This is a genomic window from Streptomyces sp. NPDC028907, from assembly GCF_055564995.1.
On record NZ_JBVHVE010000029.1, the window covers coordinates 1 to 26,717 of the forward strand.

24 protein-coding genes, 1 tRNA gene and 2 pseudogenes are annotated in these 26,717 nt (G+C 70.5%); 14 read left to right on the top strand and 13 right to left on the bottom strand.

Features of this window, described 5'->3' with window-relative positions; translation table 11 throughout:
* Both ACZ4UU_RS43970 and ACZ4UU_RS43975 read right to left on the bottom strand, forming a co-directional pair.
* The coding region (locus tag ACZ4UU_RS43970) for an ABC transporter permease (protein WP_471909069.1) at positions 1–520 on the bottom strand (520 nt) is incomplete at its 3' end.
* A 5-nt stretch (positions 521–525) separates the two neighbouring features.
* A complete protein-coding gene (locus tag ACZ4UU_RS43975) occupies positions 526–1,542 on the bottom strand; it encodes a sugar ABC transporter substrate-binding protein (RefSeq protein WP_471909070.1) in 1,017 nt (338 codons plus the stop codon).
* A gap of 298 nt (positions 1,543–1,840) precedes the next feature.
* Between ACZ4UU_RS43975 and iolC the strand changes: the two genes are divergently transcribed.
* From iolC to ACZ4UU_RS44005, 6 genes are read left to right on the top strand one after another with little or no spacing between them, the layout of a single operon-like run.
* Positions 1,841–2,800: a 5-dehydro-2-deoxygluconokinase gene (iolC, locus tag ACZ4UU_RS43980; RefSeq protein WP_471909071.1), complete on the top strand. Its 960-nt coding sequence runs from the start codon at positions 1,841–1,843 to the stop codon at positions 2,798–2,800.
* Positions 2,801–2,834: 34 nt separating this feature from the next.
* A complete protein-coding gene (locus ACZ4UU_RS43985; RefSeq protein ID WP_471909072.1) occupies positions 2,835–3,713 on the top strand; it encodes a Cgl0159 family (beta/alpha)8-fold protein in 879 nt (292 codons plus the stop codon).
* 26 nt (positions 3,714–3,739) lie between these two features.
* Positions 3,740–4,627: a 5-deoxy-glucuronate isomerase gene (gene iolB / locus ACZ4UU_RS43990; RefSeq protein ID WP_471909073.1), complete on the top strand. Its 888-nt coding sequence runs from the start codon at positions 3,740–3,742 to the stop codon at positions 4,625–4,627.
* A gap of 8 nt (positions 4,628–4,635) precedes the next feature.
* Complete coding sequence (iolD, locus tag ACZ4UU_RS43995; RefSeq protein ID WP_471909074.1) at positions 4,636–6,516, top strand: 3D-(3,5/4)-trihydroxycyclohexane-1,2-dione acylhydrolase (decyclizing); 1,881 nt, start codon at positions 4,636–4,638, stop codon at positions 6,514–6,516.
* A gap of 30 nt (positions 6,517–6,546) precedes the next feature.
* On the top strand, positions 6,547–8,040 hold the full coding sequence (locus ACZ4UU_RS44000; RefSeq protein WP_471909104.1) for a CoA-acylating methylmalonate-semialdehyde dehydrogenase: 1,494 nt from the start codon (positions 6,547–6,549) through the stop codon (positions 8,038–8,040).
* Positions 8,041–8,062: 22 nt separating this feature from the next.
* Complete coding sequence (locus ACZ4UU_RS44005) at positions 8,063–8,848, top strand: GntR family transcriptional regulator (RefSeq protein ID WP_471909075.1); 786 nt, start codon at positions 8,063–8,065, stop codon at positions 8,846–8,848.
* Here ACZ4UU_RS44005 and ACZ4UU_RS44010 read toward each other — a convergent pair.
* From ACZ4UU_RS44010 to ACZ4UU_RS44030, 5 genes are all read right to left on the bottom strand, one after another.
* The gene (locus ACZ4UU_RS44010; protein WP_471909076.1) at positions 8,838–9,641 is read right to left on the bottom strand and encodes a DUF427 domain-containing protein; all 804 of its coding nucleotides are present in this window, start codon (positions 9,639–9,641) and stop codon (positions 8,838–8,840) included. The two genes, ACZ4UU_RS44005 and ACZ4UU_RS44010, sit on opposite strands and share 11 nt — an antisense overlap.
* Positions 9,642–9,703: 62 nt before the next feature.
* Positions 9,704–10,687, bottom strand: a complete 984-nt coding sequence (locus ACZ4UU_RS44015; protein ID WP_471909077.1) for an aldo/keto reductase — start codon at positions 10,685–10,687, stop codon at positions 9,704–9,706.
* 94 nt (positions 10,688–10,781) lie between these two features.
* Positions 10,782–11,450: an NUDIX domain-containing protein gene (locus tag ACZ4UU_RS44020; protein ID WP_471909078.1), complete on the bottom strand. Its 669-nt coding sequence runs from the start codon at positions 11,448–11,450 to the stop codon at positions 10,782–10,784.
* 65 nt (positions 11,451–11,515) lie between these two features.
* A complete protein-coding gene (locus tag ACZ4UU_RS44025) occupies positions 11,516–11,809 on the bottom strand; it encodes a hypothetical protein (RefSeq protein ID WP_471909079.1) in 294 nt (97 codons plus the stop codon).
* Between the two features lie 110 nt (positions 11,810–11,919).
* On the bottom strand, positions 11,920–12,804 hold the full coding sequence (locus ACZ4UU_RS44030; protein ID WP_471909080.1) for an NAD(P)-dependent oxidoreductase: 885 nt from the start codon (positions 12,802–12,804) through the stop codon (positions 11,920–11,922).
* Positions 12,805–12,853: 49 nt separating this feature from the next.
* On the opposite strand from ACZ4UU_RS44030, the gene ACZ4UU_RS44035 reads away from it, so the two are divergent.
* The 3 genes and pseudogenes from ACZ4UU_RS44035 to ACZ4UU_RS44045 all read left to right on the top strand — a co-directional run bounded on the left by ACZ4UU_RS44035 (position 12,854) and on the right by ACZ4UU_RS44045 (position 15,327).
* Positions 12,854–13,261, top strand: coding sequence for a MerR family transcriptional regulator (locus ACZ4UU_RS44035; RefSeq protein WP_471909081.1), 408 nt, complete (start codon positions 12,854–12,856; stop codon positions 13,259–13,261).
* Positions 13,262–13,696: 435 nt separating this feature from the next.
* Positions 13,697–13,958: pseudogene (locus ACZ4UU_RS44040) on the top strand (hypothetical protein); the annotation flags it as partial.
* Between the two features lie 136 nt (positions 13,959–14,094).
* The gene (locus ACZ4UU_RS44045) at positions 14,095–15,327 is read left to right on the top strand and encodes an MFS transporter (RefSeq protein ID WP_471909082.1); all 1,233 of its coding nucleotides are present in this window, start codon (positions 14,095–14,097) and stop codon (positions 15,325–15,327) included.
* Between the two features lie 9 nt (positions 15,328–15,336).
* Here the strand turns inward: ACZ4UU_RS44045 and ACZ4UU_RS44050 are convergent, their stop codons facing one another.
* Genes ACZ4UU_RS44050 through ACZ4UU_RS44060 form a run of 3 tightly spaced genes read right to left on the bottom strand, consistent with a single transcriptional unit; the run spans position 15,337 to position 19,308 of the window.
* A complete protein-coding gene (locus tag ACZ4UU_RS44050) occupies positions 15,337–16,053 on the bottom strand; it encodes a TSUP family transporter (RefSeq protein WP_471909083.1) in 717 nt (238 codons plus the stop codon).
* Positions 16,054–16,064: 11 nt separating this feature from the next.
* Positions 16,065–18,500 carry a WD40/YVTN/BNR-like repeat-containing protein gene (locus ACZ4UU_RS44055; RefSeq protein ID WP_471909084.1) on the bottom strand — a complete coding sequence of 812 codons (2,436 nt, stop codon included), beginning with the start codon at positions 18,498–18,500 and terminating at the stop codon, positions 16,065–16,067.
* A 49-nt stretch (positions 18,501–18,549) separates the two neighbouring features.
* A complete protein-coding gene (locus ACZ4UU_RS44060) occupies positions 18,550–19,308 on the bottom strand; it encodes a hypothetical protein (RefSeq protein ID WP_471909085.1) in 759 nt (252 codons plus the stop codon).
* A 601-nt stretch (positions 19,309–19,909) separates the two neighbouring features.
* Between ACZ4UU_RS44060 and ACZ4UU_RS44065 the strand changes: the two are divergent.
* A pseudogene (locus ACZ4UU_RS44065) lies at positions 19,910–20,149 on the top strand (hypothetical protein); the annotation flags it as partial.
* A gap of 56 nt (positions 20,150–20,205) precedes the next feature.
* Here ACZ4UU_RS44065 and ACZ4UU_RS44070 read toward each other — a convergent pair.
* A tRNA-Pro gene (locus ACZ4UU_RS44070) sits at positions 20,206–20,279 on the bottom strand.
* Positions 20,280–20,399: 120 nt separating this feature from the next.
* Between ACZ4UU_RS44070 and ACZ4UU_RS44075 the strand changes: the two genes are divergently transcribed.
* The 4 genes from ACZ4UU_RS44075 (at position 20,400) to ACZ4UU_RS44090 (ending at position 24,556) form a co-directional block, all read left to right on the top strand.
* A complete protein-coding gene (locus ACZ4UU_RS44075) occupies positions 20,400–20,921 on the top strand; it encodes a DUF309 domain-containing protein (protein ID WP_471909086.1) in 522 nt (173 codons plus the stop codon).
* Between the two features lie 33 nt (positions 20,922–20,954).
* A complete protein-coding gene (gene cobF / locus ACZ4UU_RS44080; protein WP_471909087.1) occupies positions 20,955–21,728 on the top strand; it encodes a precorrin-6A synthase (deacetylating) in 774 nt (257 codons plus the stop codon).
* A 509-nt stretch (positions 21,729–22,237) separates the two neighbouring features.
* Positions 22,238–23,704 (top strand): hypothetical protein, encoded by a 1,467-nt coding sequence (locus tag ACZ4UU_RS44085; protein ID WP_471909088.1) that lies wholly within the window; start codon positions 22,238–22,240, stop codon positions 23,702–23,704.
* Between the two features lie 33 nt (positions 23,705–23,737).
* Positions 23,738–24,556 carry an HAD-IIA family hydrolase gene (locus tag ACZ4UU_RS44090; RefSeq protein WP_471909089.1) on the top strand — a complete coding sequence of 273 codons (819 nt, stop codon included), beginning with the start codon at positions 23,738–23,740 and terminating at the stop codon, positions 24,554–24,556.
* On the opposite strand, the gene ACZ4UU_RS44095 is transcribed toward ACZ4UU_RS44090, so the two are convergent.
* Positions 24,536–25,309 (bottom strand): sulfite exporter TauE/SafE family protein, encoded by a 774-nt coding sequence (locus ACZ4UU_RS44095; RefSeq protein ID WP_471909090.1) that lies wholly within the window; start codon positions 25,307–25,309, stop codon positions 24,536–24,538. The genes ACZ4UU_RS44090 and ACZ4UU_RS44095 overlap by 21 nt on opposite strands.
* A 79-nt stretch (positions 25,310–25,388) precedes the next feature.
* The gene (locus tag ACZ4UU_RS44100; protein ID WP_471909091.1) at positions 25,389–26,576 is read right to left on the bottom strand and encodes a thiolase family protein; all 1,188 of its coding nucleotides are present in this window, start codon (positions 26,574–26,576) and stop codon (positions 25,389–25,391) included.
* Between the last annotated feature and the right edge of the window lie 141 nt (positions 26,577–26,717).

Below are 26,717 nucleotides of genomic sequence, written 5' to 3' on the forward strand. Positions count from 1 at the left end.
CGACGTTGCCGGTGACCAGCTTGGTGACCGCCAGGTTCACGCCCTGGAGGATCAGGAACGTGCCCAGGGTGACCAGGAAGCTGGGCAGCCCGGTCCTGACCAGCAGCCAGCCGTTGAACAGACCGATCGCGAGGGACACGATCAGCGCGACGACGACGCCGACCCAGACGTTCATGCTGAGCTGGTAGGCGGTCATGCTCGCGGTCAGCGCGGAGGTGATGACGGCGACACCGGCGGACAGGTCGAACTCGCCGCCGATCATCAGCAGCGCGACCGGCAGGGCCATGATCCCGATGGTCGACGACTGGTACAGGATGTTCGCCATCGAACTGCCGTCACGCACGGCCGGAGCCGTGATCAGGAAGAAGATCAGCACCGCGACGGCACCGAGGAAGACACCGACCTCGGGCCGGGCGAGCAGGCGCAGCGCCAGAGGCCGCTGCCGGGTCCGCCCGTCGGATTCCTTGCCGCGGCCGGGGGCCGGCGGTGTGGTCACCGCCGGCTCAGCCTGTTGCGTCATGTTCGTCACCGAGTGCCCTTCGCGGCGAACTTGTCGATCTGCTCGACATTCGTCTTGTCGACGAAGGCAGGTCCGGTCAGGATCGGTGCCTCGCCGCCGCCCATGTAGTTGCCGTTGTTCTTGTAGAGCCACAGGGAGTCGACCGCCAGGTAGCCCTGGAGGTAGGGCTGCTGGTCGACGGCGAACTCGATGTCGCCCTTGCTGATCGCTCCGGTCAGTTCCTTGTTCAGGTCGAAGGTGGCGACCTTCGCCTTGCTGCCCGTCTCGTCCACGGACTGCGCGGCCGTCAGCGCGAACGGGGCGCCGAGGGTGACGACGTAGTCGATGTCGCTGTCCGTCTTGAGCTTGGCGGTGATCGTGGACTTCACGGACGGCATGTCCGTGCCGTTGACGTTCAGGGTCTCGGTCGTGCCCTCGAACGTCTTCTTCACCCCGTCACAGCGCTGGGTGAGGCCGATGTTGCCCTGTTCCTGGATGACACAGACGGCCTTCTTGGCGCCGGCCTCGTTCAGGCGCTTGCCGAGCGCCTCGCCGGCCACCGTCTCGTCCTGGCCGAAGAACTCCATCAGGCCGAGCTTCTGCCAGTCGCTCACACCGGAGTTGAGGCCGACGACCGGGATGTTCGCCGCCCTCGCCTTGGCGATGACGTCCTTCAGTGCGTCCGGCTTGGCGAGGGTGACCGCGATGCCGTCGACCTTCTTGTCGATCGCGGTCTGCACCAGGGTGGCCTGGTTGCCCGCGTTCGGGTCGGCGGAGTAGTCCAACTCGATGTTGTCCTTCGCGGCGGCCGCCTCGGCGCCCTTGCGGACGATGTCCCAGAAGGTGTCACCGGGCGCCTGGTGGGTCACCAGGGCGACGGTCATACGGGGAGTGTTGGCCTTGCCCGCAGAAGCGTTTTCCCCGCCCTCCTCGGCCTGCTTGCCACCGGAGCTGCTGGAGCAGCCGGCGAGGGTCAGCGCTGCCGCGGCAGCCATGGCCACCATAGGGGCCAGCTTGCGGGAGCGGGGGGTGTAGCGGTCCATCTTTCCAGCACCTCACTGTGCGACGGGGTGTGCGACGGGGGGAAAGGGATGATCACTGGATCCGTGGCCCGGGCCTATGGGAAGTCCGGGTCGTGTGCCGTGGGACACGGCGGGTTCGCTGACACGGGATCCAATCCCTGGATGCGCCCGCTGTCAATACTTTGTTAAGACATCATTTCACGCTCAGGTCCGAATGTAAGTACAAAGTATTGACAGCGTCGGCCTCCACGACCTACACCTTGGAGGCGGCAGGCCCGATGGGACCCGCACCCCCAGTCCAGCTGTAGGAGCGTCGCGCATGGCCGAGTCAGCCAAGTCCTTCGACTTGATCACGATGGGAAGGATAGGAGTCGATCTCTACCCCCTGCAGTCTGGCCTACCTCTGACGCAGGTGGAGACGTTCGGCAAATTCCTCGGAGGCTCCGCCGCGAACGTCGCCGTGGCCGCCGCCCGGCTCGGCCGCGACACCGCCGTGATCACGCGCACCGGCGACGACCCGTTCGGCGCGTACCTGCACGAGGCCCTGAAGGACTTCGGCGTCGACGACCGCTGGGTGACACCGGTCTCGGCGTACCCGACGCCGGTGACGTTCTGCGAGATCTTCCCGCCGGACGACTTCCCGCTGTACTTCTACCGGCAGCCTAAGGCGCCTGACCTGGAGATACACTCCGACGAACTGGACTACTGGGCGATCCGCTCGGCCCGTGTCTTCTGGATCACCGGCACCGGCCTGAGCGAGGAGCCGAGCCGCTCCGCCACCCTCGCCGCCCTCAAGGCGCGCGCCAAGGCGGGCACCACGGTCTTCGACCTCGACTGGCGCCCCATGTTCTGGCGCGACCCGGACCAGGCCCGCCCGTACTACGCCGAGGCGCTGCGGCACGCCACGGTCGCGGTCGGCAACCTCGACGAGTGCGAGGTCGCCACCGGCGTCCGCGAGCCCCGCGCCTGCGCCGAGGCACTGCTGGCGGCCGGCGTGGAGCTGGCGGTCGTCAAGCAGGGCCCCAAGGGCGTGCTGGCGGTGCATCGCGACGGTACGGAGGCCGAGGTGCCGCCGGTGCCGGTCGAGGTGGCCAACGGCCTCGGCGCGGGCGACGCCTTCGGCGGCTCCCTGGTCCACGGACTGCTGGCCGGCTGGGACCTGGCGCGCGTCATGCGGTACGCCAACGCGGCCGGCGCCCTCGTCGCCTCCCGTCTGGCCTGCTCCTCCGCGATGCCCACCGAGTCCGAGGTCGAGGACCTCCTCGCCCAGGCGTCGTGACGGCCCACCGAGCCACCCCCGAACGGAGCTTTCCTTGAGCATCAGCATCCCCGACCTCACGGCGGTCAGAGCCCGGAACCCCGAGGCTATCGCCGAGGCCGCCGCCCGCAGAGTGCGCCGCCCGCTGATCGGCGACAGCGGCCGCCTGATGATCGTGGCCGCCGACCACCCGGCCCGCGGCTCCCTGGGCGTCGGCGGCCACAGGCTCGCCATGGCCAACCGGGCCGACCTGCTGGAACGTCTCTGCATCGCGCTGTCCCGGCCCGGGGTCGACGGAGTCCTGGCCACCGCGGACATCCTGGATGATCTGCTGCTGCTCGGCGTCCTCGACGACAAGGTTGTCATGGGCTCCATGAACCGCGGCGGCCTGGCCGGGGCGGCCTTCGAGATGGACGACCGCTTCACCGGCCACCGCGCCGAGGACATCGCCCGGCTCCGCTTCGACGCGGGCAAGCTGCTGGTGCGCATCGACTACGACGACCCGGGCTCGCTGACCACCCTGGAGACCACGGCCCGCGCCGTCGACGACATGGCCGCGCTCCGCCTCCCGCTGTTCGTCGAGCCGTTCATCTCCCGGCGGATCGACGGCCAGGTACGCAACGACCTGTCCGCCGAGGCCGTCACCAAGTCGATCGCCATCGCGTCCGGCCTCGGCGGCACCTCGGCCTACACCTGGCTGAAACTGCCCGTCACCCATGACCCCGACGACATGGCGGAAGTTCTTGAGACGTCCACGCTCCCCGTCGTCCTGCTGGGCGGCGAGGTGGGGGGCGACCAGGAGGGTGCGTACGAGCGCTGGCGCAAGGCGCTCAGGCTCCCCACCGTCCAGGGCATGGTCGTCGGCCGTTCGCTGCTCTACCCGGCCGAGGGCAGGGTGGAGACGGCGGTGGACACGGCCGTCGGCCTGTTGTGACCCGGATTGTGAGGCGGAGAGAGACGATGACGTACCACCTTCCCGCGGGAAAGGCGCTCGGCGGCCCCTACGTCGTGGACGTCACGCCCGAGAAGGCCGGCTGGGGCTACTCCAGCCTGAGGATCCTCGAACTGCCGCCCGGCGGTGCGCACAGCTTCGATACCGGCGACAGCGAGTGGATCGTGCTGTCCCTGAACGGCGGCTGCACGGTCGAGGCGACGGACGACTTCGGCCATGACACCTTCCGCATCACCGGCCGGGACAGCGTGTTCAGCGGCGTCAGCGACTTCGCCTACGTCCCGCGCGACGCCCGTGCGACCGTCTCGTCCGCCGACGGCGGCCGGTTCGCGCTGACCGGCGCGCGCTGCACCCGACGGCTGCCCGCCCGCTACGGCCCGGCCTCCTCGGTGCCGGTGGAGCTGCGCGGCACCGGCAACAGCAGCCGCCAGGTGAACAACTTCGGGGCGGCCGGCGTCTTCGAGTGCGACAAACTCATCGCGGTCGAGGTCATCACGCCCGGCGGCAACTGGTCCTCCTTCCCGCCGCACAAGCACGACGAGCACCGCCCCGGCGAGGAGTCGGTGCTGGAGGAGATCTACTACTTCGAGTTCGCCGACCACGAGGGCACCCCCGGCCTCGGCTACCAGCGGGTCTCCCCGTCCGGACAGGGCCGGAACACCGACGTCCTCGCGGAGGTGCGCGGCGGCGACGTCGTGCTGATCCCCGACGGCTGGCACGGGCCCTCGATGGCCGTGCCCGGCCACCACATGTACTACCTCAACGTCATGGCGGGCCCGGAGGACGAGCGCGCCTGGCTGATCTGCGACCACCCCGACCACGCCTGGATCCGCGGCACCTGGCCGGACCAGCCCGTCGACCCCCGTCTGCCCCTCTACACCGCTCCGTCCCAGTGAGGTCCCCGATGAGCCAACCCACGAGCGTCCGCCTGACCGTCGCCCAGGCGCTGGTGCGGTTCCTGTCCGTCCAGTACACCGAGCGCGACGGCGTACGGCACCGACTGGTCGCCGGCACCTGGGGCATCTTCGGCCACGGCAACGTGGCCGGCATCGGTCAGGCCCTCCTCCAGGCGGGCGAGGACGTCATGCCGTACCACCAGGGCCGCAACGAGCAGTCCATGGTGCACGCGGCCGTCGGCTACGCCCGGCAGCTGGGCCGCCTCTCCGCACAGGCCGTGACGACGTCGATCGGCCCGGGCGCGACGAACCTGGTCACCGGTGCGGCGCTCGCCACCATCAACCGCCTGCCGGTCCTGCTCCTGCCCGGCGACTACTTCGCCTCGCACGCCCCGGACCCGCTCCTCCAGCAGCTGGAGCACCCGACGGAGGCGGACGTGTCGGTCAACGACACCCTGCGCCCGGTCTCCCGCTACTTCGACCGGATCACCCGCCCCGAGGCCCTGATCCCCTCCGCGCTGAACGCCATGCGGGTGCTCGCCGACCCGGCCGAGACCGGGGCGGTCACGCTGGCCCTCCCCCAGGACGTCCAGGCCGAGGCGTACGACTGGCCTCAGGAGTTCTTCGCCGAGCGCGTCTGGTACGTACGGCGTCCCGCGCCCGACCCGGTCGAGCTGACGACGGCCGTCGAGGCGATCCGCGCCGCCGAGCGCCCGCTGATCGTCGCCGGCGGCGGCGTCCACCACAGCGAGGCGGAGGCGGCCCTGCAGGCCTTCGTCGAGGCCACCGGCATCCCGGTCTCCTCCACCCAGGCCGGCAAGGGCTCGCTGCGGTACGACCACCCGTGCGACCTCGGCGGCATCGGGCACACCGGCACCTCGGTCAGCGACGACATCGCGCGCGCCGCCGACCTGGTGATCGGCGTGGGCACGAGGTACACGGACTTCACGACCGCGTCCGGAACTCTCTTCCAGAACCCGGACGTACGCTTCCTGAACCTCAACATCACCGGCTTCGACGCGCACAAGCTGGCCGCGCGGACGCTGGTGTGCGACGCCAGGGCGGGGCTCACGGCCCTGACGGAGGCGCTTTCCGGCCATCGGGTGGACGCGGCGTACGAGGCCGAGTACCGCGCCGGCAAGGAGCGTTGGGACGCGGTCGTCGAGGCCGCCTACCGCGCCGACGACGAGAGCTCCGTACCGACGCAGACCCAGGTGCTCGGCGCGCTGGACGCGGTCGTCGGCGACGACGACGTGGTGATCAACGCCGCCGGTTCGCTCCCGGGCGACCTGCACAAGCTGTGGCGGTCGCGCTCGCCGCGCCAGTACCACCTGGAGTACGGCTACTCCTGCATGGGCTACGAGATCCCGGCCGGGATCGGCATCCAGCAGGCCGCACCGGACGTCGCCGTGTGGTCGCTGGTCGGCGACGGCACCTATCTGATGATGCCTACGGAGATCGTGACCGCGGTCCAGGAGGGCTTGCCGGTCAACATCGTCCTGATCCAGAACCACGGCTACGCCTCCATCGGCGGGCTGTCGAACGAGGTCGGCGCCGAGCGCTTCGGCACCGACTACCGCTACCGCGCCGCCGACGGCACCTTCACCGGTGCCCCGCTCCCCGTCGACCTCGCCGCCAACGCGGCCAGCCTCGGCATGGACGTGCTGCGTGCCAAGACGGTCCGCGAACTGCGTGAGGCGCTGGCCACGGCCCGCGCCTCCGACCGGCCGACCTGCGTCTACGTCGAGACGGACATCATGAACCCCACCTCGCCGGGCCCCGAGGCCTGGTGGGACGTGCCCGTGGCCGAGGTCGCCTCCCGCGAGGCCGCCGTCGAGGCCCGCGGCCGCTACGACCAGCACGTCGCCGGACGCCGTCACCACCTCTGAACTCCCCCTTACGAAAGGCACTTGCGCACCATGAAGACGATCACCCACTGGATCGACGGCAAGCCCGTGGAGGGCGGCTCCGGCCGCTTCGCCCCCGTCTACAACCCGGCCACCGGCGCCCAGGAGAAGCAGGTCGCCTTCGCGACCGTCGACGAGGTGGACGCCGCCGTCGCCTCCGCCAAGGCCGCGTTCGAGAGCTGGGGCCAGACCTCCCTGGCCAAGCGCACCGCGATCCTGTTCAAGTACCGCGAACTGCTCGACGCGCACCGTGACGAGATCGCCGAGCTGATCACGGCCGAGCACGGCAAGGTGCACTCGGACGCGCTCGGCGAGGTGGCGCGCGGTCTGGAGATCGTGGAGCTGGCCTGCGGGATCTCCGTGCAGCTGAAGGGCGAGCTGTCGACGCAGGTCTCCACCCGGGTCGACGTGGCCTCGATCCGGCAGCCGCTGGGCGTGGTCGCCGGCATCACGCCGTTCAACTTCCCGGCGATGGTGCCGATGTGGATGTTCCCGCTGGCCATCGCCTGCGGCAACACCTTCGTGCTGAAGCCGTCCGAGAAGGACCCGTCGGCGTCGTACCGGCTCGCCGAACTGGCCTCCGAGGCCGGGCTGCCGGACGGTGTGCTGAACGTCGTGCAGGGCGACAAGGTGGCCGTGGACCGGCTCCTTGAGCACCCGGACATCGAGGCGGTCTCCTTCGTCGGCTCCACCCCGATCGCGAAGTACATCCAGCTCAAGGCGGTCGAGCACGGCAAGCGCGTACAGGCCCTGGGCGGCGCCAAGAACCACATGCTGGTCCTGCCGGACGCCGACCTGGACTTCGCCGCCGACCAGGCGATCAACGCCGCGTACGGCTCGGCGGGCGAACGCTGCATGGCCGTGTCGGTCGTGGTCGCGGTCGGTGACACGGGCGACGAGCTGGTCGGCAAGATCGCCGAGCGCGCGAAGAACCTGCGCATCGGCCCCGGCAACGACCCGGCGTCCGAGATGGGCCCGCTGATCACCCGCGAGCACCGCGACAAGGTGGCGTCCTACGTGGCGTCGGCGGCCGAGCAGGGCGCCGAGGTCGTCGTGGACGGCACCGGGTACTCGGTCGAGGGCCACGAGGACGGCTTCTTCCTCGGTGTCTCGCTGCTGGACCGGGTGCCGCTGACGGCGGACGCGTACCGGGACGAGATCTTCGGCCCCGTGCTGGCCGTGGTGCGCGCGGAGACCTACGACGAGGCCATCAAGCTCATCAACGACTCCCGTTGGGGCAACGGCACCGCGATCTTCACCCGGGACGGCGGCGCCGCCCGCCGCTTCCAGCTGGAGGTCAAGGCGGGCATGGTCGGCGTGAACGTGCCGATCCCGGTGCCGGTCGGCTACCACTCCTTCGGTGGCTGGAAGGACTCACTCTTCGGCGACCTGCACATCTACGGCAACGACGGCATCGCCTTCTACACCCAGGGCAAGGTGATCACCACCCGCTGGCCGGACCCGTCCGACGGTGGCATCAACCTCGGTTTCCCCAGCAACTCCTGACCCTGACAGGGAGGTTCGTCCCATGGCGAAGACCCGCGGCTCCACCCGTGCCGGATCCGGCTCCGCGCTGGACTCGCTGGACTTCGCCCTGGACCGGGGCAGTCCCGTGCCGCTGTACTACCAGCTCGCCCAGCAGCTGGAGTCCGCGATCGAGCACGGGGTCCTCGCCCCGGGCAACCTCCTGGGCAACGAGGTCGACCTGTCGGTGCGGCTCGGCCTGTCCCGGCCCACCGTCCGGCAGGCCATCCAGTCCCTCGTGGACAAGGGGCTGCTGGTCCGGCGGCGCGGGGTGGGCACCCAGGTGGTGCACAGCCAGGTGAAGCGCCCGCTGGAGCTGAGCAGCCTCTACGACGACCTGGAGGCGGCCGGACAGGGCCCGACCACCGAGGTCGTCCGCAACGAGCGCGTCCCGGCGACCGCCGACGTCGCCGCCGCTCTCGGCATCGCGGAGGGCAGCGAGGTCACGCTGCTGGAGCGGCTGCGCTGCACCCACGGCCAGCCCGTGGCCATCCTCTGCAACTACCTGCCCGCGAGCCTGCTCGACCTCGACACGGCCCGGCTGGAGTCGACCGGCCTGTACCGGATGATGCGCGCGGTCGGCATCACCCTGCACAGCGCCCGCCAGACCGTCGGCGCCCGCTGCGCCACCGCCGAGGAGGCCGGGCGCCTCGACGAGAAGGAGGGCGCGGCGCTGCTGACCATGCAGCGCACGGCGTACGACGACACGGGCCGGCCGGTCGAGTACGGGACGCACATCTACCGCGCGTCCCGGTACGCGTTCGACTTCCAGCTGCTGGTCAGGCCTTGAGGCTCGCGGTGAACGGCGTGACGGGCCGCTCCAGGAGCTCGCCGTCCACGGTGATGTCCACGGCCTCGTTGTAGAAGGCCACGAGCCCCTTGACGGGGGCCACCGCGGCCAGCGGTTCGGCGTAGCTCCAGACGATGTTCCGCGGGACCTCGCCCTCGCCGCGCCAGTTCCAGTACTGGGCCGTGCCCTTGTACGGGCAGCCGGTGCGGTGGTCGGTGGGCTCGAACAGGTCGAGGCGGACGTCCTCGCGGGGCAGGTAGTAGCGGGTCGGCAGCCCGGTCTCGAACAGCAGCACCGGACTGTGCGTGTCCGCGACGACGGTGCCCTCGATCTCGACCTGGACACGACGGCTGCTGGGCATGGCGTCCACCCGCTTGTGCGGGTCGCGCGGGTGGACGAAGATCTCTTCCTCCTCCTCGTACCAGTGGTCGAGGCCGCTCCCCCAGCGCCGGAACCATTCGAAGGAGATGTGCTCGGCGAGGTCGGCGGCGGGGAAGGTCCACGCCGCGTTCTCCACCAGTGCTCCGTCGACGTCCAGGTCGTAGAAGACCTGCGACCCCGTGTGCCTGCCCGGTGTCGGGTTCTTGGCCGGGCGCAGGAGGTCGGTGCGGACCTCGGCGCGCGGGAACGTGTAGCACGGCACGGGCAGATCGGGTTCCCAGACGAGGACGGGGTGCCGGCTGTCGACGACGGTGACCTCACCCTTGCGGCCCCGCACCCAGCGCTCGCTGGGCTCCCACAGGAGGCCTTCGGGCGTCGTACGGACGTTGCGCTCGTTGGGGAACAGAGGCATGGCCCACTCTCCTTCGGCTCCTCTTCGGAGCGTACTCCGGGAGCGTGCGGTGGGCCGGGCGGTCAGTGCGCCGCGTCGAGCCGGGCGCGCTGGCCGGCGGTCAGCTCCAGGTCCACGGCCGCCAGGCTCTCCTCCAACTGTGCCACGGACGACGCGCCGACCAGCGGGACGATCGGCGGCTCGGCGCCGATCTGCCAGGCCAGGACGACCTGGTTGACGGTGGCGCCGGTCTCCCGGGCGACCTCGTGCAGGGCCTTCAGGCGGGCCGGGGTGCCCGGATGGTCGAAGTCCGCGGGCAGCCGGTCCGGGTGGGTGTACGCGCCCTTGAGCAGCGGCGAGTAGGCGACCAGGGCCAGGCCGGGCTCGGCTCGCAGATAGCTCAGCAGGTCGGGGCCTGCGTGGCCGAGGCTGCCGTCGGGGAACAGGCCCTCGGGTACGTCGAGGCGGGGCCGCAGATGGCTGTGGGCGTACTGGAGCACCTCGTAGCCGGGCAGTCCGGCAGCGGCGGCCAGGGCGCGGGCCCGCTCCACCCGCCACGTCGCGTGGTTGCTGACGCCGAGGAGGCCGACCGTGCCCTCGGCGACCAGTTCGGCGAACCCCTCGACGGTCTCCCGCAGGGGCACCCGCTGGTCCTCGATGTGGGCGTAGAGCAGGTCCAGCTTCGCCACGCCGAGCCGGTCGCGGCTGCGCTCGGCGGACTCGCGGATCACCTTCGCCGAGAGGCCCTCCGCGTTGTCGACGTAACCGGTGCCGGGGGCAAGGGGGCGGGCGCCGAGCTTGGTGGCGATGACGATCTCGTCGCCGATGCCGCGGCTGCGGCGCCAGCGGCCGAGCAGTTCCTCGCTCTGTCCGCCCTGGCCGCCGTCCTCCCAGAAGGCGTAGTTGTCGGACGTGTCGATGAAGGTCCCGCCGGCCTCCACGTAGCGGTCGAGTACGGCGAAGGAGGTCTCCTCGTCGGTCCGGGAGCCGAACAGCATCGCGCCCAGGGCGAGGACGCTGACTTCGCGGCGGGTGTTCGGGGCGGTGCCGATGGTGCGGTACTTCATGGTGAATCCCTCCCGTTCATGCGCCCGCCTTCGGGGCACGAACGGGAGTCTTCATCTTCAAGCGCACTTCAAGTCAAGGGAGTTCGCGGCGCAATCAGGCTCGCGGTGCGAACGGGCCCTCCAGCGCCGCCCATTGCAGCAGCATGATGGTCTTGGCGTCGGCGATCTCCCCGGTGCGGATCATCTCCAGTGCCCGGCGGAAGGGAAGTTCGACGATCTCGATGTCCTCGCCCTCCTCGTCCAGGCCGCCGCCCTCGTGGGTGCGGGTCGAGGGGCCGTAGGCGGCGGCGTAGAAACTGACGCGTTCGGTGACCGAGCCCGGGCTCATATAGACGTCGAAGACGTGCCGGACCTCGCCGATGGTGTGCCCGGTCTCCTCCACCACCTCGCGCCGCACCGCGATCTCCGGGTGTTCGTCATCGTCGTCGAGGAGCCCGCCCGGCGTCTCGACGAGCATGCCGTCGGGGTGGCCGTTGACATACACGGGGAACCGGAACTGCCTGGTCAGCAGGACGGTTTCGCGTTCGGCGTCGTACAGCAGCATGGTGGCCCCGTTGCCGCGGTCGTGCGTCTCGCGCTGCTGGGTGCTCCAGGTGCCGTCGGCATGCTGGAAGTCGAAGGTCGTGGCGCGTTCGACGTACCAGTGGCTGGACAGGAGTTCCACGTCCCGCACCTTGACGCGGGGGTTGCCGGTCAGGTCCCGCCCGGCCTGGTCGAGCCCGGTGCGGCCGCGGCGGTCGGGGGTGTCGATGCCGGCGGTCATCGGTCACCGGCCGGATGGATCAGCGAGTTGGTCATGGCCCGCTTCTACCATCCTTCAGTCCTCGGTCACCGACGCGGGTCGCCGCACCCTTCCTCGCCGCGCCGGACGACTCGAAAGTCCGGGTGCACGCGGCCAGTCCGTCGCCGGGCGGCGCCTCCGAGGCGGGCACCTTCGCCCACTGCTTCGGCCGGACGGCGGCGACGGCGTTGCCGCTCCACTTCTTCGAGGCTGCCGTTCTCGCCCCAGGTGGTCCTCGCCGTGCACCGGTCCTTCAGATCGGTCCGCAGACGCGACGTGACGGTGCCGTTGCCGCTGTCCGGGGTGTTGCCCATGTCGATGGTCACGAAGCACAGTGCCATCGAGCCCTCTCCCCCCGGCCGTCCCCATCGCCATGACGGTTCATCAAACCGTCCGGACGACAGGAAGTGACTTGCGCCGGAACGGCGATGGAGCCCGGTGTCGGGAACGCTCAGTCGTTGCGGGGTTTGCTGAACTCTTCGATCAGCACGGGATACTGTTCTGCCCCGTGTCCGGCGGCGATCGAGCGGTCGGCCATCGCTTTGATCAACTTCGGCAGTTCGGCGTTGACGCCCACTGCCTCGCTCTCCTCGATCAAGTGTGCCATCGCCTGCACGTCGGTCTCCAGAGCCGACACCTCGGCCGGGAAGGAGCCACTGTCGATCTGCTCGGCATAGCCCGGCAGCCATTCGGCCACACCGGCAGCGATCTGCCGCGCGAACGGCGCATATGTTGCGGCGTCGACACCGGCAGTCCTGAGTAGGGCGGTGCCCTGGAGCCAGGCGTTCAACACGCTCCACATCATGGCCAGGCCGGCCACGTCGTACAGGGACGCCAGCCCATGGTCCGCACCGAGGTAGGTAACAGTGCCGAGCACGTCGACTGTTGACTTGTGCGCCTCGAAGTCCGACTGTGCCCCGCTGTGCAGAATCACCGCCTCGCTGGTGCCGATTGCCGACGGGATGGCCATGATGGCGCCATCCAGGTATCGGGCGCCGCGTTGCTCGGCCCATCTGGCGGCTGTACGGGCCTGGTTCGAGTCACCCGAGGTCAGGTTGATCAATGTCCTGCCGTCCAGCTCGACATCGCTCGCACCGAGGATCTCTCGCATGGCCGGATAGTCCGTGACACAGATGATCGTCAGTGAGCCCGCCTTGAGTGCGTCGCCAACCGTCGGAGCCAGCCGCGCCCCGTCGGCCACCAGTTGATCGGCTTTGGAGGACGTACGGTTCCACACGATGGTGGGATGCCCGGCCTTCAGGAAGGCGCCGGCGAGTGCTCGGCCCATCAGGCCGAGTCCGATGACTGTCACGGGTGTTTCCCGGCTGTTGTTCATGACAGCATCGTCAACGTTAATACCGGTATGAAGGTCAAGCGAGGTTTCGATGCGTATCGGGGAACTGAGCCGCCGTACAGGCGTCAACACCCATCAGTTGCGCTACTACGAGGCCCAGGGCCTTCTGGAGGCGGACCGCGGCGCGAACGGATACCGCGAGTACGACGAGAACGCCGTGCTGCGGGTGAACCAGATCCGGCATCTGCTGGGCGCCGGCTTGTCTTCCGAGGACATCGCATACCTGCTGCCCTGCGCGATCGGAGAGGCTCCGGAGCTGCTCGGATGTCCCGAGTTGCTGGCCGCGATGCGATCGCGGCTGCAGCGACTGGATGATCAGATGGAGAGGCTTACGCAATCCCGCAACACGCTTGCCGACTACATCGACGCGGCCGAGCGAATGAGCAACGAGAGCTATCCACCCTTTGCCGACGCCTGCCTGGCGCCCGCCCCCGCCTGAGCTGCCGGATCGCCCTTCAGACCCTCGACCTGGCCGGCGGCACCCCATCCGTTGTCAGCTACAAATACCGGACCAAGAGCGCCAGAACGATCGAGGGCCTCGTCCCACCTGCGTGAAACAAGGCCCTGACCTGCGATGACAGTCCATCGAACCAGCCAGTGGCCGGCACGGTTGCCGTGGCCGCCCGTGGCGCCTTCGTGCCCAGGCTGGGCAGGCTTCGTGCTGCGCCATCCGGCCGTCGCCCTGCTGCTCGGCGTCGTGAGCCTGGCCGCCGTCGCCGCGCCCGCGGTCAGCCTCGAACTCGGCCTCGGGCGACACCCCCGAGGTCAGCGTCGTCCTCGAGACCGGTCCAACCGCGACCAGAACCGAGGCGGCGGGGGTCTTCCAGTGAGGTTGGCTCGTCGGCGTCGAACAGCCGCGCCCTGTCATGGAGGACAAGACTTCGTGAGGATGATCGGCTTCGGCCTCGCCACCGCCGTCCTCTTCGACGCCTTCGTCGTCCTCATGGCCAAGGTCCCCGCCCTTCGCCCTGCTCGGCAGGTCCGCTGGGTGGCTGCCGCGGTGCCTCGACCGCCTGCTGCCGCGCATAGACCTCGAGGGCGACAAGCTGACGCACTGGGGGCACTCTCCCTGCGGCACCCTTATCGCCTCGTCCACCGCGTCGCCCTCGGCGCGGGACCGTGATCCCGTGGACTAACCCCACGATTGGAAAGGCCGTTCCGGATCCCTCCGAAACGACCCTTCGGGCTGTGACGACCTGACGCTCCGCGCGCCGAGCACATCCGGGAGGCGCCTGGTCCGGCACTTCGGGCAGACCGGGCAGACTGTCGCGAATGAACGAGATCGTCCCGCCCGCAGGCGCCGGCGGTGACGGAGACCGCTGGCTCACGCCGGGCGTCAAGGGCATCGGCTCCGCCAGCCTCCTCGCCGACGTCGGCCACGAGATCCCCACCGCCCTGCTGCCGTCCCTACTGGCCTCCTTCGGCGCGCCTGCCGCGGCGCTGGGCGTGATCGAAGGGGTCTCCGACGCCCTGGCCGGCGCGGCCCGGTTCGGCGGCGGGGCCCTGGCGGACGATCCGTCCCGGCGTCGCAAGGTCGCCGTCGGCGGCTACACAGCCACCGCAGTGCTCGGCGCCGCGACCGCTGGGGCCACCGCGGTCTGGCAGGTCGGCCTGCTGCGGGCCGGGGCCTGGACCGCCCGAGGCCTGCGCGTCCCCGCCCGCAACGCCCTGCTCGCCGACATCGTCCCGCCGACGGCGTACGGACGCGCGTACGGCTTCGAGCGGATGATGGACAACCTGGGCGCGATCTTCGGCCCGCTGCTCGCCCTCGGCCTGGCCGCCTGGCTCGGAGTCGACTGGGCCATCGGCCTCTCCGTGGTCCCCGGCCTGCTGGCCGCGGCCGCGATCATCTATGCGATCCGCCGGACGCCCCGTCCCACCGGCCGGGTCACAGTGCCCGTCAGGATCCGGATCAGGCCGGTACTGCGGGGCGACCTCGGCAGGCTCACGGCCGCGGTGGCGGCCTTCGAGGTCGGCAACGTCGCGGCGACGCTGCTGATCCTGCGGGCATCCGACCTGCTCACAGCGGAGCACGGTTCGAGGACGGCGACGACGATCGCACTCGGCCTCTACATCGCGTACAACCTGGCCGCCACACTCGTCTCCGTCCCGGCGGGCCGGCTCGCCGACAGGCTCGGCCACCGCGGGCCGGTGGTCGTCCTCGCCGGCGGCGTAGCCGGCCTTGCCCTGTCCTACGGACTGTTCGTCGTCGACACCACCGACGTCGCGTTCCTGGCCGTCCCGTTCATCCTGGGCGGGATCGGCATCGGCGCGGTCGAAACGGCCGAGCACTCGGCCGTCGCGGTCCTCGCCCCCGCCGACATGCGCGGCTCCGCCTTCGGCATGCTCGCCGCCGTCCAGTCCTTCGGCAACCTCGCCGCCTCGGCCCTCGCCGGCGTCCTGTGGACCGTGTTCTCCGCCGCCGCGGCCTTCGCGTACCTCACCGCGTGGATGTTCGTCGCGCTGGCCGGACTGACCGTCACCTGCCGCGGACTCGGGCGGTGACGGTCAGGGTCACAGGCCGGCCAGCAGGCGCCCGGTGTAGCCGACCATCACGGTCCAGAACAGACCCGTATAACCCCGCTCACCGATTCTGGTGTTGAAACGCCTGCCAAGGAACGTCGCGACGAACATCAGCGGCACGCACACCAGGGCGACGAGGTAGTCCCCGCCCGTCAGCAGCGCGGCATCCGTCCAGACGGCGGTCTTCGTAACGTCCCCGACGAGCGAGACAACGGAGAGCGCGCCGACGAGGTGAAGGCGGTCCAGGTCCAGTCCGCGGACCGCGAGCCCCTTTAGAGGACCGGACGTACCGCTGAATCCGGACGTCGCACCCGAGGCGAAGGCCAGCAGCGGCGAGCCGGAGCGCCGCCAGCGGGTCAGATCGAACGTCTCCACCAGAAACGCGGCGGCGAAGCTCGCAATGACCGCGAGCGTCACGGCCCGCTCCGGGGCGGAGACGAGCAATTTGGCCCCCAGGAAGGCCCCCGCTGCGACCAGCACAATCACGACCGCGGCCTTGCGGAAGGGAAGCGTCGCCCGGTAGGCGAAGACCTTCACCAGGTTGTTGGCGGCGAGGAGGAGGGCCGCCAGCGCCACCCCGGACTTGGTGCCGAGAACCAGCGCCAGCGTGGGGACGAGGATCAGACTGCCTCCGAACCCGGCCGAGGCGGACAGGAGGAACGCGGCCGCCACCGCAAGGAACACGATCGGAATCAGAAGCGGATCCATCGCCGCTCGCCTTACGGGATCGTCGACAGGTCGATCCGGAACATCCCGCGACCATGGGTCACGCAGACGAGCACCTCGTCCATCCAGAACAGGTCGTCGACCGAGCAGTTGGTCGGACCCTCGTTCGTCGGCGACCAGCTCGCCCCGGCGTCCTCGCTGGCGAACAGCCCCACCTCGGTGCCGCAGTAGAGCAGGTCCGTCCGCCGCGGATGCACCGCGAGGGCCCGGATCGGCGCACGCGGCAGAGCTGTGGCGAGGTCGGTCCAGGCCGCACCAGCGTCCGTGGTCACCCACAGATTGCCACGCTCGTAGCCGCCGAAGGTGACGTAGGCGGTGTCCGGGTCCGTCGGGTGCACGGTGATGCCGGTGCAGTAGCGCCGTGGCTTCAGCGGACTCGGCCCCGTCGCACCGACGCGCGCCCAGGCCGGCGTCGTCGCGGTGCCGTTGGCGGTGCGGAAAACCATACCGTCCTCGTGGCCCACCCACACCACGTCCGAGTCGCCGCGCGCCACCGCGATCGCGCTGATCATCGCGCCGGCGACCGGCTTGATCGCCCGCCAGGTCGGTCCCTCGACGGGGGTGTTGGGCTGCTTGGCATTGTTGGTTCGCCACAGCGACACGCCGCCTGCCAGGATCCGGTTCTCGTCGTTCGGATCGAGCACGAACGGTGCGATGAAGAGCGCGTTCTCGTTCTTGGCGTCCGAGATGCGGAAGGGCACCTGCTTCCAGTCCCACTCGCCCGTCGCGAAGTTGAAGAACTGGCCGCTGATGTAGCGGTCGCCCTGCGTGTCGTCACTGGTGGCACCGTCGGTGTTGCGGTGGATGTTGAGGAAGACGTACTCGCCGTAGAACACGTCGGAGTCGGTGGGGTCGGAGGCGCACCAGCCGCCGTCACCACCGAAGAACTCCCGCCAGTCCTCGGTGCCGAGCGCGGGGTCGAAGACGAGCGAGCCGTTGTCCTGGGCGCCGCCGATGATCTTCCCGCTCCCGGTGTGGCCCGCCCCGGCGTAGAACTGCGTCACGCCGTAGTCGTTCACCAGCTCGGTCCAGCCGTTGACGAACGGGGGCCGCGGCTCGGTTCCGACGTCCGCCAGGTCGTCCGCCCTGAACACACCGCCGTCGTTGCCGAAGAACACCGTGCGGTTGGCGACCCCGTCGTACGAGGGGTGCGCGACGATCGCGTGCTGGTCGGCGTGAACCGAGTCGGGCTCCCACCAGCTGCTGATCTCGGCCAGATGGTCGCCGCCGTCGGTGCTGCGGTACAGGTCGACACCGCCGACGATCACCAGGTCGGCATTGGTCGGGTCTCCGGCCCAGATGGCGTTGTCGTACCAGCCCTGACCACCGAGGTAGTCCGACGGCGTGCCGTCCGGGGTCAGCGTCTTCCTCTTCTTGTAGGACGCTCCGCCGTCCTGCGACCGCCAGATCTGGCCGGTGGTCATCTGGACCGACGCGTAGACGATGTCCGGGTCCTTCGCCGCGTACGCGAGCTCGACCCGGCCGGTCCACGGGCCGCCGGTTGCGAGGTCCCAGGTGAGACCCTCGTCCCGGCTGAACCAGGCCGCACCGTCGCGCAGCGCCCCGGCGACCGCCTTGTCACTGTCCTCCGGATCGAATCGGACGTCGCCGAGCGGATGGCCGAGCACCCTGGTCCAGGTGGCCCGCGCGGGATCGGCGCTGCGGAAGAGGCCGGTGGAGGTGGCCGCGAGGACGACCGTCCCGTCCTGCGACACAGCGATCCGGCTCACGAACTGGAAGTCCGGGGTCTGGGTGGCCGTGATCGGGGCCCAGGCCACCGCGTCTGTGGTGCGGAAGATGCCGTTGCCCCGGATGGCGTCGAGGTTGTGGAAGGCCTCGCCGGTCCCCACGTACATCGTGGACGCGTCGGACGGGTCCACGGCGATGCAGCCGCAGGAAAGGTTCTCCAGGAAGTCGTCGACCGGTGCCCATTGGGCACCGCCGTCCTCGGTGTGCCACACCCCGCCGCCGGCGCTCACGGCCCACATGCTGTCCGGATCCGCCGGGCCGATCACGATGCCGCGGGTCCGTCCGCCGATGTTCCCAGGGCCGAGCCACACCCAGTTGGACAGTTGCATGCCGGCCGTCGGGGTCGGTCCAGCCTGATGAGGTCGCCCGTTCGGACCGGTCGGCACACCGGCGGTCATGGGCGGCGCCTCGCGACTCAGCAGGCTCTCTGCCTGCACGTAGGCCGTGCCCAGACCGTGCGGCCGGACGTTTCCGTCGTCACTGCGCTCCTGCTTGAGGCGGAAGAGCCCGCGGGCGGTGGGCAGGTCGGGGAAGTCGAGGCGCAGCAGGGCCCGCCGTACCGCAGTCTCGGGCAGGGCCGCGAGCGTCTCGTTCGTCGTACCGCGGGAACGGCACAGCAACTGCACCTGCGTGACGCTGATGTTCTTCGACTGGGCGACTTCTTCGTCTGAGATGGCCATGATGGCACCCCCGATCGGGTTGGGATGGTGCGGTGGGGTGATGACGCGTCTAGGGCCGGAGCCTGGGCGCCCGCCGCGGGTTTGCGCGGTCCAGTTCCACCTCCCAAGCGGGCGTGCCGGTGCGGGGATCCGCGGCCCTCAGGACGACGGCACCGGAGTCGGGGCGAAGGAGGAGCTCCATGCGTTTGTCCCCGACCAGGCTCTGGTCCAGTACGGCGGACTGCCGATCGGAAGGAGCCGCCGGTGGTACGGGAGGTGGTACATATACCTCGGCCGTCTCCGGGAGCGCCTCAGCCTCCGCCCGGGCTCCCGCCCATGCCTCTGTCTCGGCTTCCGTCTCGGGGAGAACTTCCAGCGAAGGGGAGCCGGCCAGACCGACCCTCAGGGCTCCGTGCGTCGCGCGCCGGGACTCCTCCAGGACGCGTGCGCTCGGTGCGGCACCCCCGCGGTACCAGGTCCGGACGACCCAGCGGAGCACCACGGCGTCGTCGGCAGCCTCGGTCCGCAGGGTGAAGCCGCGAGTGTCGTCGAGGGTGCAACGCGCCCACGGCGGCAGGTCGACCGGCTCCGAAGTCCAGCGGTCCTCGCCGGTCGCGGCGTCCAGCACCACGACCACGAGCGTCGGCGACGGGCTCATTCGCAGGGCCACAACCGAACCGGCGAGCAGCGCGCACGGTCGCAGGCTGGGACCGTGGCGCCACAGCAGTGCGCCGTTCTCCAGGTCCAGTGCCATCAGCGCACCTTCGTGATCGTGTACGACAGCCTGCCGGCCGCGCGCATCGACCACGCCACGCGGAACTCTCGCCATCCAGGCCCCCCGGTGGGCGTCGCAGGAACGCGGATGCGGGATCACGGCCGGGACGTGAGGCGTGCGGGCCGCCCAGCGCGACCAGGAAGGCCCGGCCGTGGGCCGCAGCACCCTTTCATCGTCCCCCCGGCCAGGGAGGGCGGCAAATGGATCTGCCCCGCCGTCCCGTCAGTTGACGCATACACCATCCGTACGGGGGTTCAGCGGCGCCGTTCGACGAGCAGGGTGCGGGCGGGGGTGAGGTGACGGTGCGTGGGTTCGAGGGCGGCCCCAGCGTCGTCGAGGATCCGGGACAGTCACGCGACCGCTTGGGCCTCGCACTGGGCGGCCGTCAGGGCCTGGGCGCGTTGCAGCCAGCTCTGCTCGACGTGTGGGTAGTCGTGGCCGATCAGCCGACTGGGTTCTGTGGATGACGACCGTGTGGGCCGGCCTGGGGCCCAGAGCGCGGCTCGGCGAGATTGGGAAGGTGCAGGCCCGGAGCCACTGTCAGCAACTCGGCTATGGCGGCCATGACTTCGGCCGGTCCCAACCGGTCACAGCGGCCAGCTGACGTCGTAGTAGAGCACGCACGGGATGCATGCAGACACAACCGGCTTGGGAACTGACCCGGTTCGCCGACGCCGGAGTCCAAGTACACGTCCTACGCAGGATCGCCGGCCACGGGCCACTGACCACCACCCAGCGCTGCCTACACCCGGACGTACACAAGATCACGGCCGCCCGGGCGGCGCTCTCCGCACACCTCAGTGTGCTGCGCGCGCCACGCTCCCTGCCGAGTCCGATCGTCGGGAGCGCTGACGCCGGTCAAGGACGCCGGTCCCCAACTGGTCCTCAAGAATGATCAAAGGCCGGTTTCGGAAACCTCCGAAACCGGCTCTGATCTGCGACTTTCTCCAGTCGGGACGACAGGATTTGAACCTGCGACCCCTTGACCCCCAGTCAAGTGCGCTACCAAGCTGCGCCACGTCCCGATGCGACTCGCGCGGTGAACCGCGTGATCGCGCGAACAGCACTTTACCTCACAGCGGGGACAGCTCCGAAGGGGGCGTCCGGCGAGGGATGCGAGGGACGGGGCGATGGACAATCGGTGTATGGGCAGCACATCGTCAGGACGGCAGACCGACGCACGGGACCGCGACAGCGAGGGGCGGGCGCGCAACGCGCGACCCCGGGACGGCCTCGGGCGTCCGCTGCCGTACGGCGCGGACGGCGTCGACCGCCAGCCCGAGGGCGTCCTGCGCACCCCGGAGCAGAGTGTCGCCGAGGCACAGGAACTGCTGGACGCGGGGAAGCCGTTCCATGCGCACGAGGTCTTCGAGGACGCCTGGAAGTCGGGGCCGGAGCAGGAGCGGGCGCTGTGGCGCGGGCTGGCCCAGCTCGCGGTGGGGCTCACGCACTCGGCCCGGGGCAATGTGACGGGCGGGGCGAGGCTGCTGCGGCGGGGCGCGGGGGCCGTGGAGGAGTGGGCGGCCGGTGCCGGACGGTCACGGCCGTACGGGATGGATGTCGCGGGGCTGGTCGGGTGGGCGCGGGAGCTGGCCGGGTTCGTGGAGGACCGCGGCGAGGCCGTGGACGCGCGGGAGCGGGCGCCCAGGCTGCGCGGGCGGGCGTAGAGAGTCGTCAGGGGCTTGGGGCAGACTCGGGGCGTGCGAAGGATTCATGTCATCGGGATCGGGGCGGGCGACCCCGAGCAGCTGACTCTCCAGGCGGTCAGGGCGCTGCGGGGTACGGACGTGTTCTTCGTCCTCGACAAGGGCGAGGTGAAGTCGGACCTCACGCGGCTGCGCCGGGAGATGCTGGACACGCATCTGCCGGAGGGCTCGTATCGGGTCGTGGAGGCGCGCGACCCCGAGCGGGACCGGTCCGCGGGGGGTGCCGCGTACCCGGGTGCCGTGGAGGACTGGCGCAGTGCCCGGGCCGGGATCTACCAGCGGCTGATCGCCGAGGAGCTGGGCGCGGACGAGACCGGCGCGTTCCTGGTGTGGGGTGATCCGGCGCTGTACGACAGCACGCTCGGGATCCTGGAGGAGGTGCTGGCCCGGGGGGCGGTGGCGTTCGAGTACGACGTCGTGCCCGGCATCAGCAGCGTCTCCGCGCTGGCCGCCCGGCATCGGACGGGGCTCAACCGGGTCGCCCGGCCCGTGCAGATCACCACCGGCCGGCGACTGGCCGAGGGGTTCCCGGACGGGGTGGACGACGTGGTCGTGATGCTCGACGCCCAGCAGGCCTTCCTGCGGTACGCCGACCAGGACGTCGACATCTTCTGGGGCGCCTACGTCGGCACCGCGGACGAGATCCTCGTCTCGGGCCCGATCGCCGAGGCCGCGCCCCGCATCGAGCGGCTGCGCGCCGAGGCCCGGGAGCGCAAGGGCTGGATCATGGACACGTATCTGCTGCGGCGGAATCCGAAGGACCGGTAGTTCGAAGGGCCGGTAATCCGAGGACCGGTGATCCGAGGACCGGTGATCCGAGGGTCGATGATCCGAGGGCCGGACGTACGCGACCGTGCGACACCCGGCCGGAGCGTTTCCCCATGACCGGCGGCCGCGTAATTTCGCCTTCGTGACGATCATGCTGGGCACGTCGATGCAGGGCGTCGGGGCCGGCGGCGGCACCCGCCCGGACGTGGCGGCGCCTGGGCGGTGATCCGGGTCGAGCTGCTGACCCGCGACACTTCACTCCTCCCCCACACCACGGCCCGGCACGGGCACTCGCGATGTCCAGGTCATCGGCGGCCGGGCGTGGGCCACCTGGCTGGAGCAGCAGTTCCACGACGATATCGGCCGCCCGCCCGGCACCGACCTGCGTGGAGTGCAGGCCGCGAACACTATGAACACAACGATCAGACCGTGGTTCCTCACCCCCGTCGCTCCCTAGCATCACCGCGCACGGCTCGACGACGCGCCGACGAGGAACGAGGAGCAGCGTCTTGGACTGGACGAGAACCCCCACACTGATCCGCAGGTCCGTCCCCTCGGCCGCACGGCGGCGTACGACACTCACCGCCGTGCTGGCCGGAGCCCTCGCCGTCGGCTTCCTCGTCGGCGCGTCGAACGCCCGCGGGGAGACGGCTGGACCGGCGCGCGCCGAATGCCCCACCGACCTTGTGGGCAAGGCGACTTGCTACACCGGCCTCGATCCCGACGGCGCCTATTACGCGATAGCCGTGCCCGCCGACTGGAACGGTTCCCTCGTCGTGCACGCCCACGGCGGCCCCGACCTCGGTGCGGAGTCCGACCCCACCCGCAGCCTCGACGATCTGGGCCGCTGGTCGGTGATGGTGAAGGAGGGCTACGCCTGGGCGGGATCCTCGTACCGCCGCGGCGGCTACGGAACGCGGATGGCGGCGGCCGACACGGAGAGCGTGCGCCGGCTGTTCGTCGAGGAGTTCGGCAAGCCGCGGCGGACGTATGTGCACGGTCAGTCGTGGGGCGGGAACGTCGCGGCGAAGGTCGTGGAGACGTACGGCCGGCTAAGGGGGGCCTACGACGGGGCGTTGCTCACCAACGGTGTCCTGGGCGGTGGCTCGCGGGGCTACGACTACCGTGTCGACCTGCGCGTCGTCTACCAGTACTACTGCGGTAACCACCCCCGCCCGACCGAGCCGCAGTATCCGCTGTGGCAGGGCCTGCGGGCCGGCTCGACCATGACGTCGGCCGGGCTGCGCGCCCGGCTCCAGGAATGCACGGGCTACGCGTCGCCGCCGCGGGAGCGGACCGCGCTCCAGCAGCGCAACCTCGACGACATCCTGGCCGTCACACGGATCCCGGAGCGCACGCTGGAGTCGCATCTGCGGTTCGCGACCTTCACGTTCCGGGACATCGTGCACGAGCGTCTCGGGGGCCGGAATCCCTTCGGCAACGAGGGCGTGCGCTACTCCGGGTCGCACGACGACGCGGCGCTGAACGCCGGTGTCGAACGGTTCTCCCCCGACCGCACGGCCGTACGGGACCTGTCGTACGACAGCGATCTCACCGGGAAGGTCTCGATACCGGTGCTGACGCTGCACGCCATCGACGACCCGACGGCGTTCGTCGAGCACGAGGCGGCCTACCGGGCCGCCCTCCAGGGCGCCCGGCGCGACGGACACCTGGTGCAGACGTTCACGGACGAGCACGAGCACAGTGAGCTGAGCGACTCCGAGTACGCCACGTCCATCGCCGCCCTGGACACGTGGGTGCGCAAGGGCAGGAAGCCCACGCCGGAGTCGGTGGCCGCGGCGTGCGGCGTCTTCGACGAGACGTACGGCACGGGCTGCCTCTACGACCCCGCCTTCCGGCCGGCGCCGTACGCCTCGCGTGTCGAGCCGCGGCCGGGCGGGCTGCGGTGGCCGGCCATGACGGCCGGTCAGGAGCGGGTCTGGAGCGGGATCGACGGGGTCGGGATCGCTCCCTGAGCGAGGACGGCCGGGCCGGTCTATCGTCCAGGCATGGGATCCGTACGCGCCGTCCTCATCGACATCGACGGAGTCCTCACCGTCTCCTGGCAGCCGCTGCCGGGGGCGGTCGAGGCGTTGCGGGAGATCCGGGAGTCCGGGCTCGGTGTCGCGCTGGTGACGAACACGACCTCGCGGACGCGGGCGTCGATCGCGCGCACGCTGGCAAGCGGCGGGTTCCCGGTGTCCGCCGAGGACATCCTGACCGCGCCGGCCGTCACCGCCGCGTATCTCGCGGAGCACTACCCGGGTGCGCGGTGTGCGCTGCTGAACAGCGGGGACATCGGGGAGGACCTGGCGGGGACCAGGGTCGTCGGCGAGGGCGAGGGCGAGGTGCCCGACGTCGTGGTCGTCGGCGGTGCCGGGCCCGAGTTCGGTTACGCGGCGCTCGACCGGGCCTTCGGGTATCTCCAGCGCGGGGCACGACTGGTTGCCATGCACCGGAATCTGTACTGGCGTACGGAGCAGGGGCTGCGGCTTGACTCCGGCGCGTTCCTGGCCGGGCTGGAGAAGGCCGCGAGGGTCGAGGCCGAGATCACGGGCAAGCCGTCGGCCGCGTTCTTCGAGGCCGCGCTCGCGCATGTCGGGGTCGGTGCCGACGAGGCGGTGATGGTGGGCGACGACATCGAGTCCGACGTACTGGCGGCGCAGCGGGCCGGTGTCACGGGTGTGCTGGTGAGGACCGGGAAGTATCTGCCGAGCACGCACCGGGACGCGAGCGGCACGCCGGACCATGTGATCGACTCGTTCGCGGATCTGCCCGCCCTGCTGACGGAGCTGCGGGGGTCAGCGTCAGCGCAGCAGCAGCTGTAGGCCGCCGACGACCGTCGCCGCGATCACGAGTTGCTCGAACAGCCGCTGGTTGATCCGGTTCACAGCCCATTTGCCGAGCAACGCGCCGGGCACGACGAACAGCACGAGCGCGGCGTCGAGCAGCAGCGAGGAGCCGTCGATCAGGCCGAGCCCGGCGCTGAAGGGCACCTTGGAGACGTTGACGATGAGGAAGAAGAACGCCGAGGTCCCCAGGAAGCCGAGCTTGCGGAAGCCGGCCGACAGAAGGTACATCGACATCACGGGGCCGCCCGCGTTGGCGACCATCGTGGTGAAGCCGCCGAGCACGCCGTACGAGCGGGCCTTGACCCGCCCGGCCCTGCTGGTCACCGAGTCCGGCTCCGCCTCCTGCTCGGCCGTGCGGCGGCGCCACACCGTCACGCCCGCCATCAGCAGCAGGATCGCGCCGATCGACGTCCGTACGATCCCGTCGTCCGCCCACACCAGGAACAGGGTGCCGAAGACGACGCCGGCCGCGACCGCGGGGAACAGCCGCCACAGCGTGGGCCAGTGCGCGTGCCGACGGTAGGTGAGGACGGCTAGCACGTCCCCGGCGATCAGGATCGGCAGCAGCACTCCGGTGGAGGCGCGGGCGGGCAGCACAGCGGCGAAGATCGCGAGGCTGACCGTGTTGGCCCCGCTCACGGCCGTCTTCGAGAAGCCGACGAGCAGGGCCGCGAAGGCGAGCGCCGCGAACTCCCAACCAGTGATGTGCCAGAGAGTCATCGTGTCCATGCGGAGACCGATGCTATGCGCACCTAATCGGTGGCCGTAAGGAGCGTCTCGCCAGTTGGGAGATTGCTTCGCGGGATGGCTAACGCCTCTCCACCAGCACCGCACTCCCCTGCCCCACTCCCACACACATCGTCGCCAGCCCGCGCTCCGCTCCCGTGCGCCGCATCCGGTGCAGCAGCGTCGTCAGGATCCGCGCGCCCGAGCAGCCCAGCGGGTGCCCCAGCGCGATGGCGCCTCCGCTGGGGTTCACCAGCTCGGGGTCGATGCCCAGTTCGTCCACGCACGCGAGGGCCTGAGCCGCGAACGCCTCGTTGAACTCGGCCTCCTGGATGTCGCCGATCGTCCAGTCGGCGCGGGCGAGGGCCTTGCGGGTGGCGGGGACGGGGCCGATGCCCATCACGTCGGGGTGGACGCCGGCCGAGGCGCCGGCGACATAGCGGCCGAGGGACTCGAGGCCGAGTTCGTTGAGCGCCTCCTCGCTGACCAGGAGCAGTCCGGCGGCGCCGTCGTTCATCGGGGAGGCGTTGCCGGCGGTGACCGTGCCGCCGTCCCGGAAGACGGGCTTCAGCCGGGCGAGCTTCTCGTACGAGGTGTCCTCGCGGACGCACTCGTCGCTGTCGACCAGCACGCCGTCGGGGCGCCGCACCGGGAGCAGTTCGTCGTCGAAGTGGCCGTCCTTGCGGGCGAGGGCGGCCCGTTGGTGGCTGCGCAGCGCGAAGTCGTCCTGCCGCTCGCGCGGGACGCCGTAGCGCTCGGCGACCTCCTCGGCCGTCTCGCCCATGGACAGCAGCCCGTGCAGCTCCTTCATCGCCGGGTTGACCAGGCGCCAGCCGAGCCGGGTGTCGGCGGTCTCGATGCGATGGGGCAGCGCCTCGTCCGGGCGGGGCAGGACGAAGGGGGCGCGGCTCATCGACTCGGATCCGCCGGCGAGCACGATGTCGGCCTCGCCGGCCGCGATGGTGCGGGCGGCCATGGTGACCGCTTCGAGGCCGGAGGCGCACAGCCGGTTGACGGTCGCGCCCGGCACCGACTCCGGGAGGCCGGCGAGCAGCGCGGCCATCCGGGCGACGTTGCGGTTGTCCTCACCGGCCTGGTTGGCGGCGCCCCAGTAGACGTCGTCGACCCGGGCCGGATCCAGCGCGGGCACGTCCGCGACGAGGCCCCGGATCACGGTCGCGGCGAGGTCGTCGGGGCGGACCGACGACAGGGCTCCGCGCAGTTTGCCGATGGGGGTGCGGCGGGCGGCCGCGAAGTGGACGGGACGCACGACAGGACTCCTGACCGGGCTGTACGGATCGGCGTCGTGTCGACACCGCATTAATTAGCACCGCTAGTTTTGGACTATAGACCGCCCCACCGCGCCCTGGGAAGATCCCCGGGAACCTTCACCGACGCCGCCTGAGGGGAC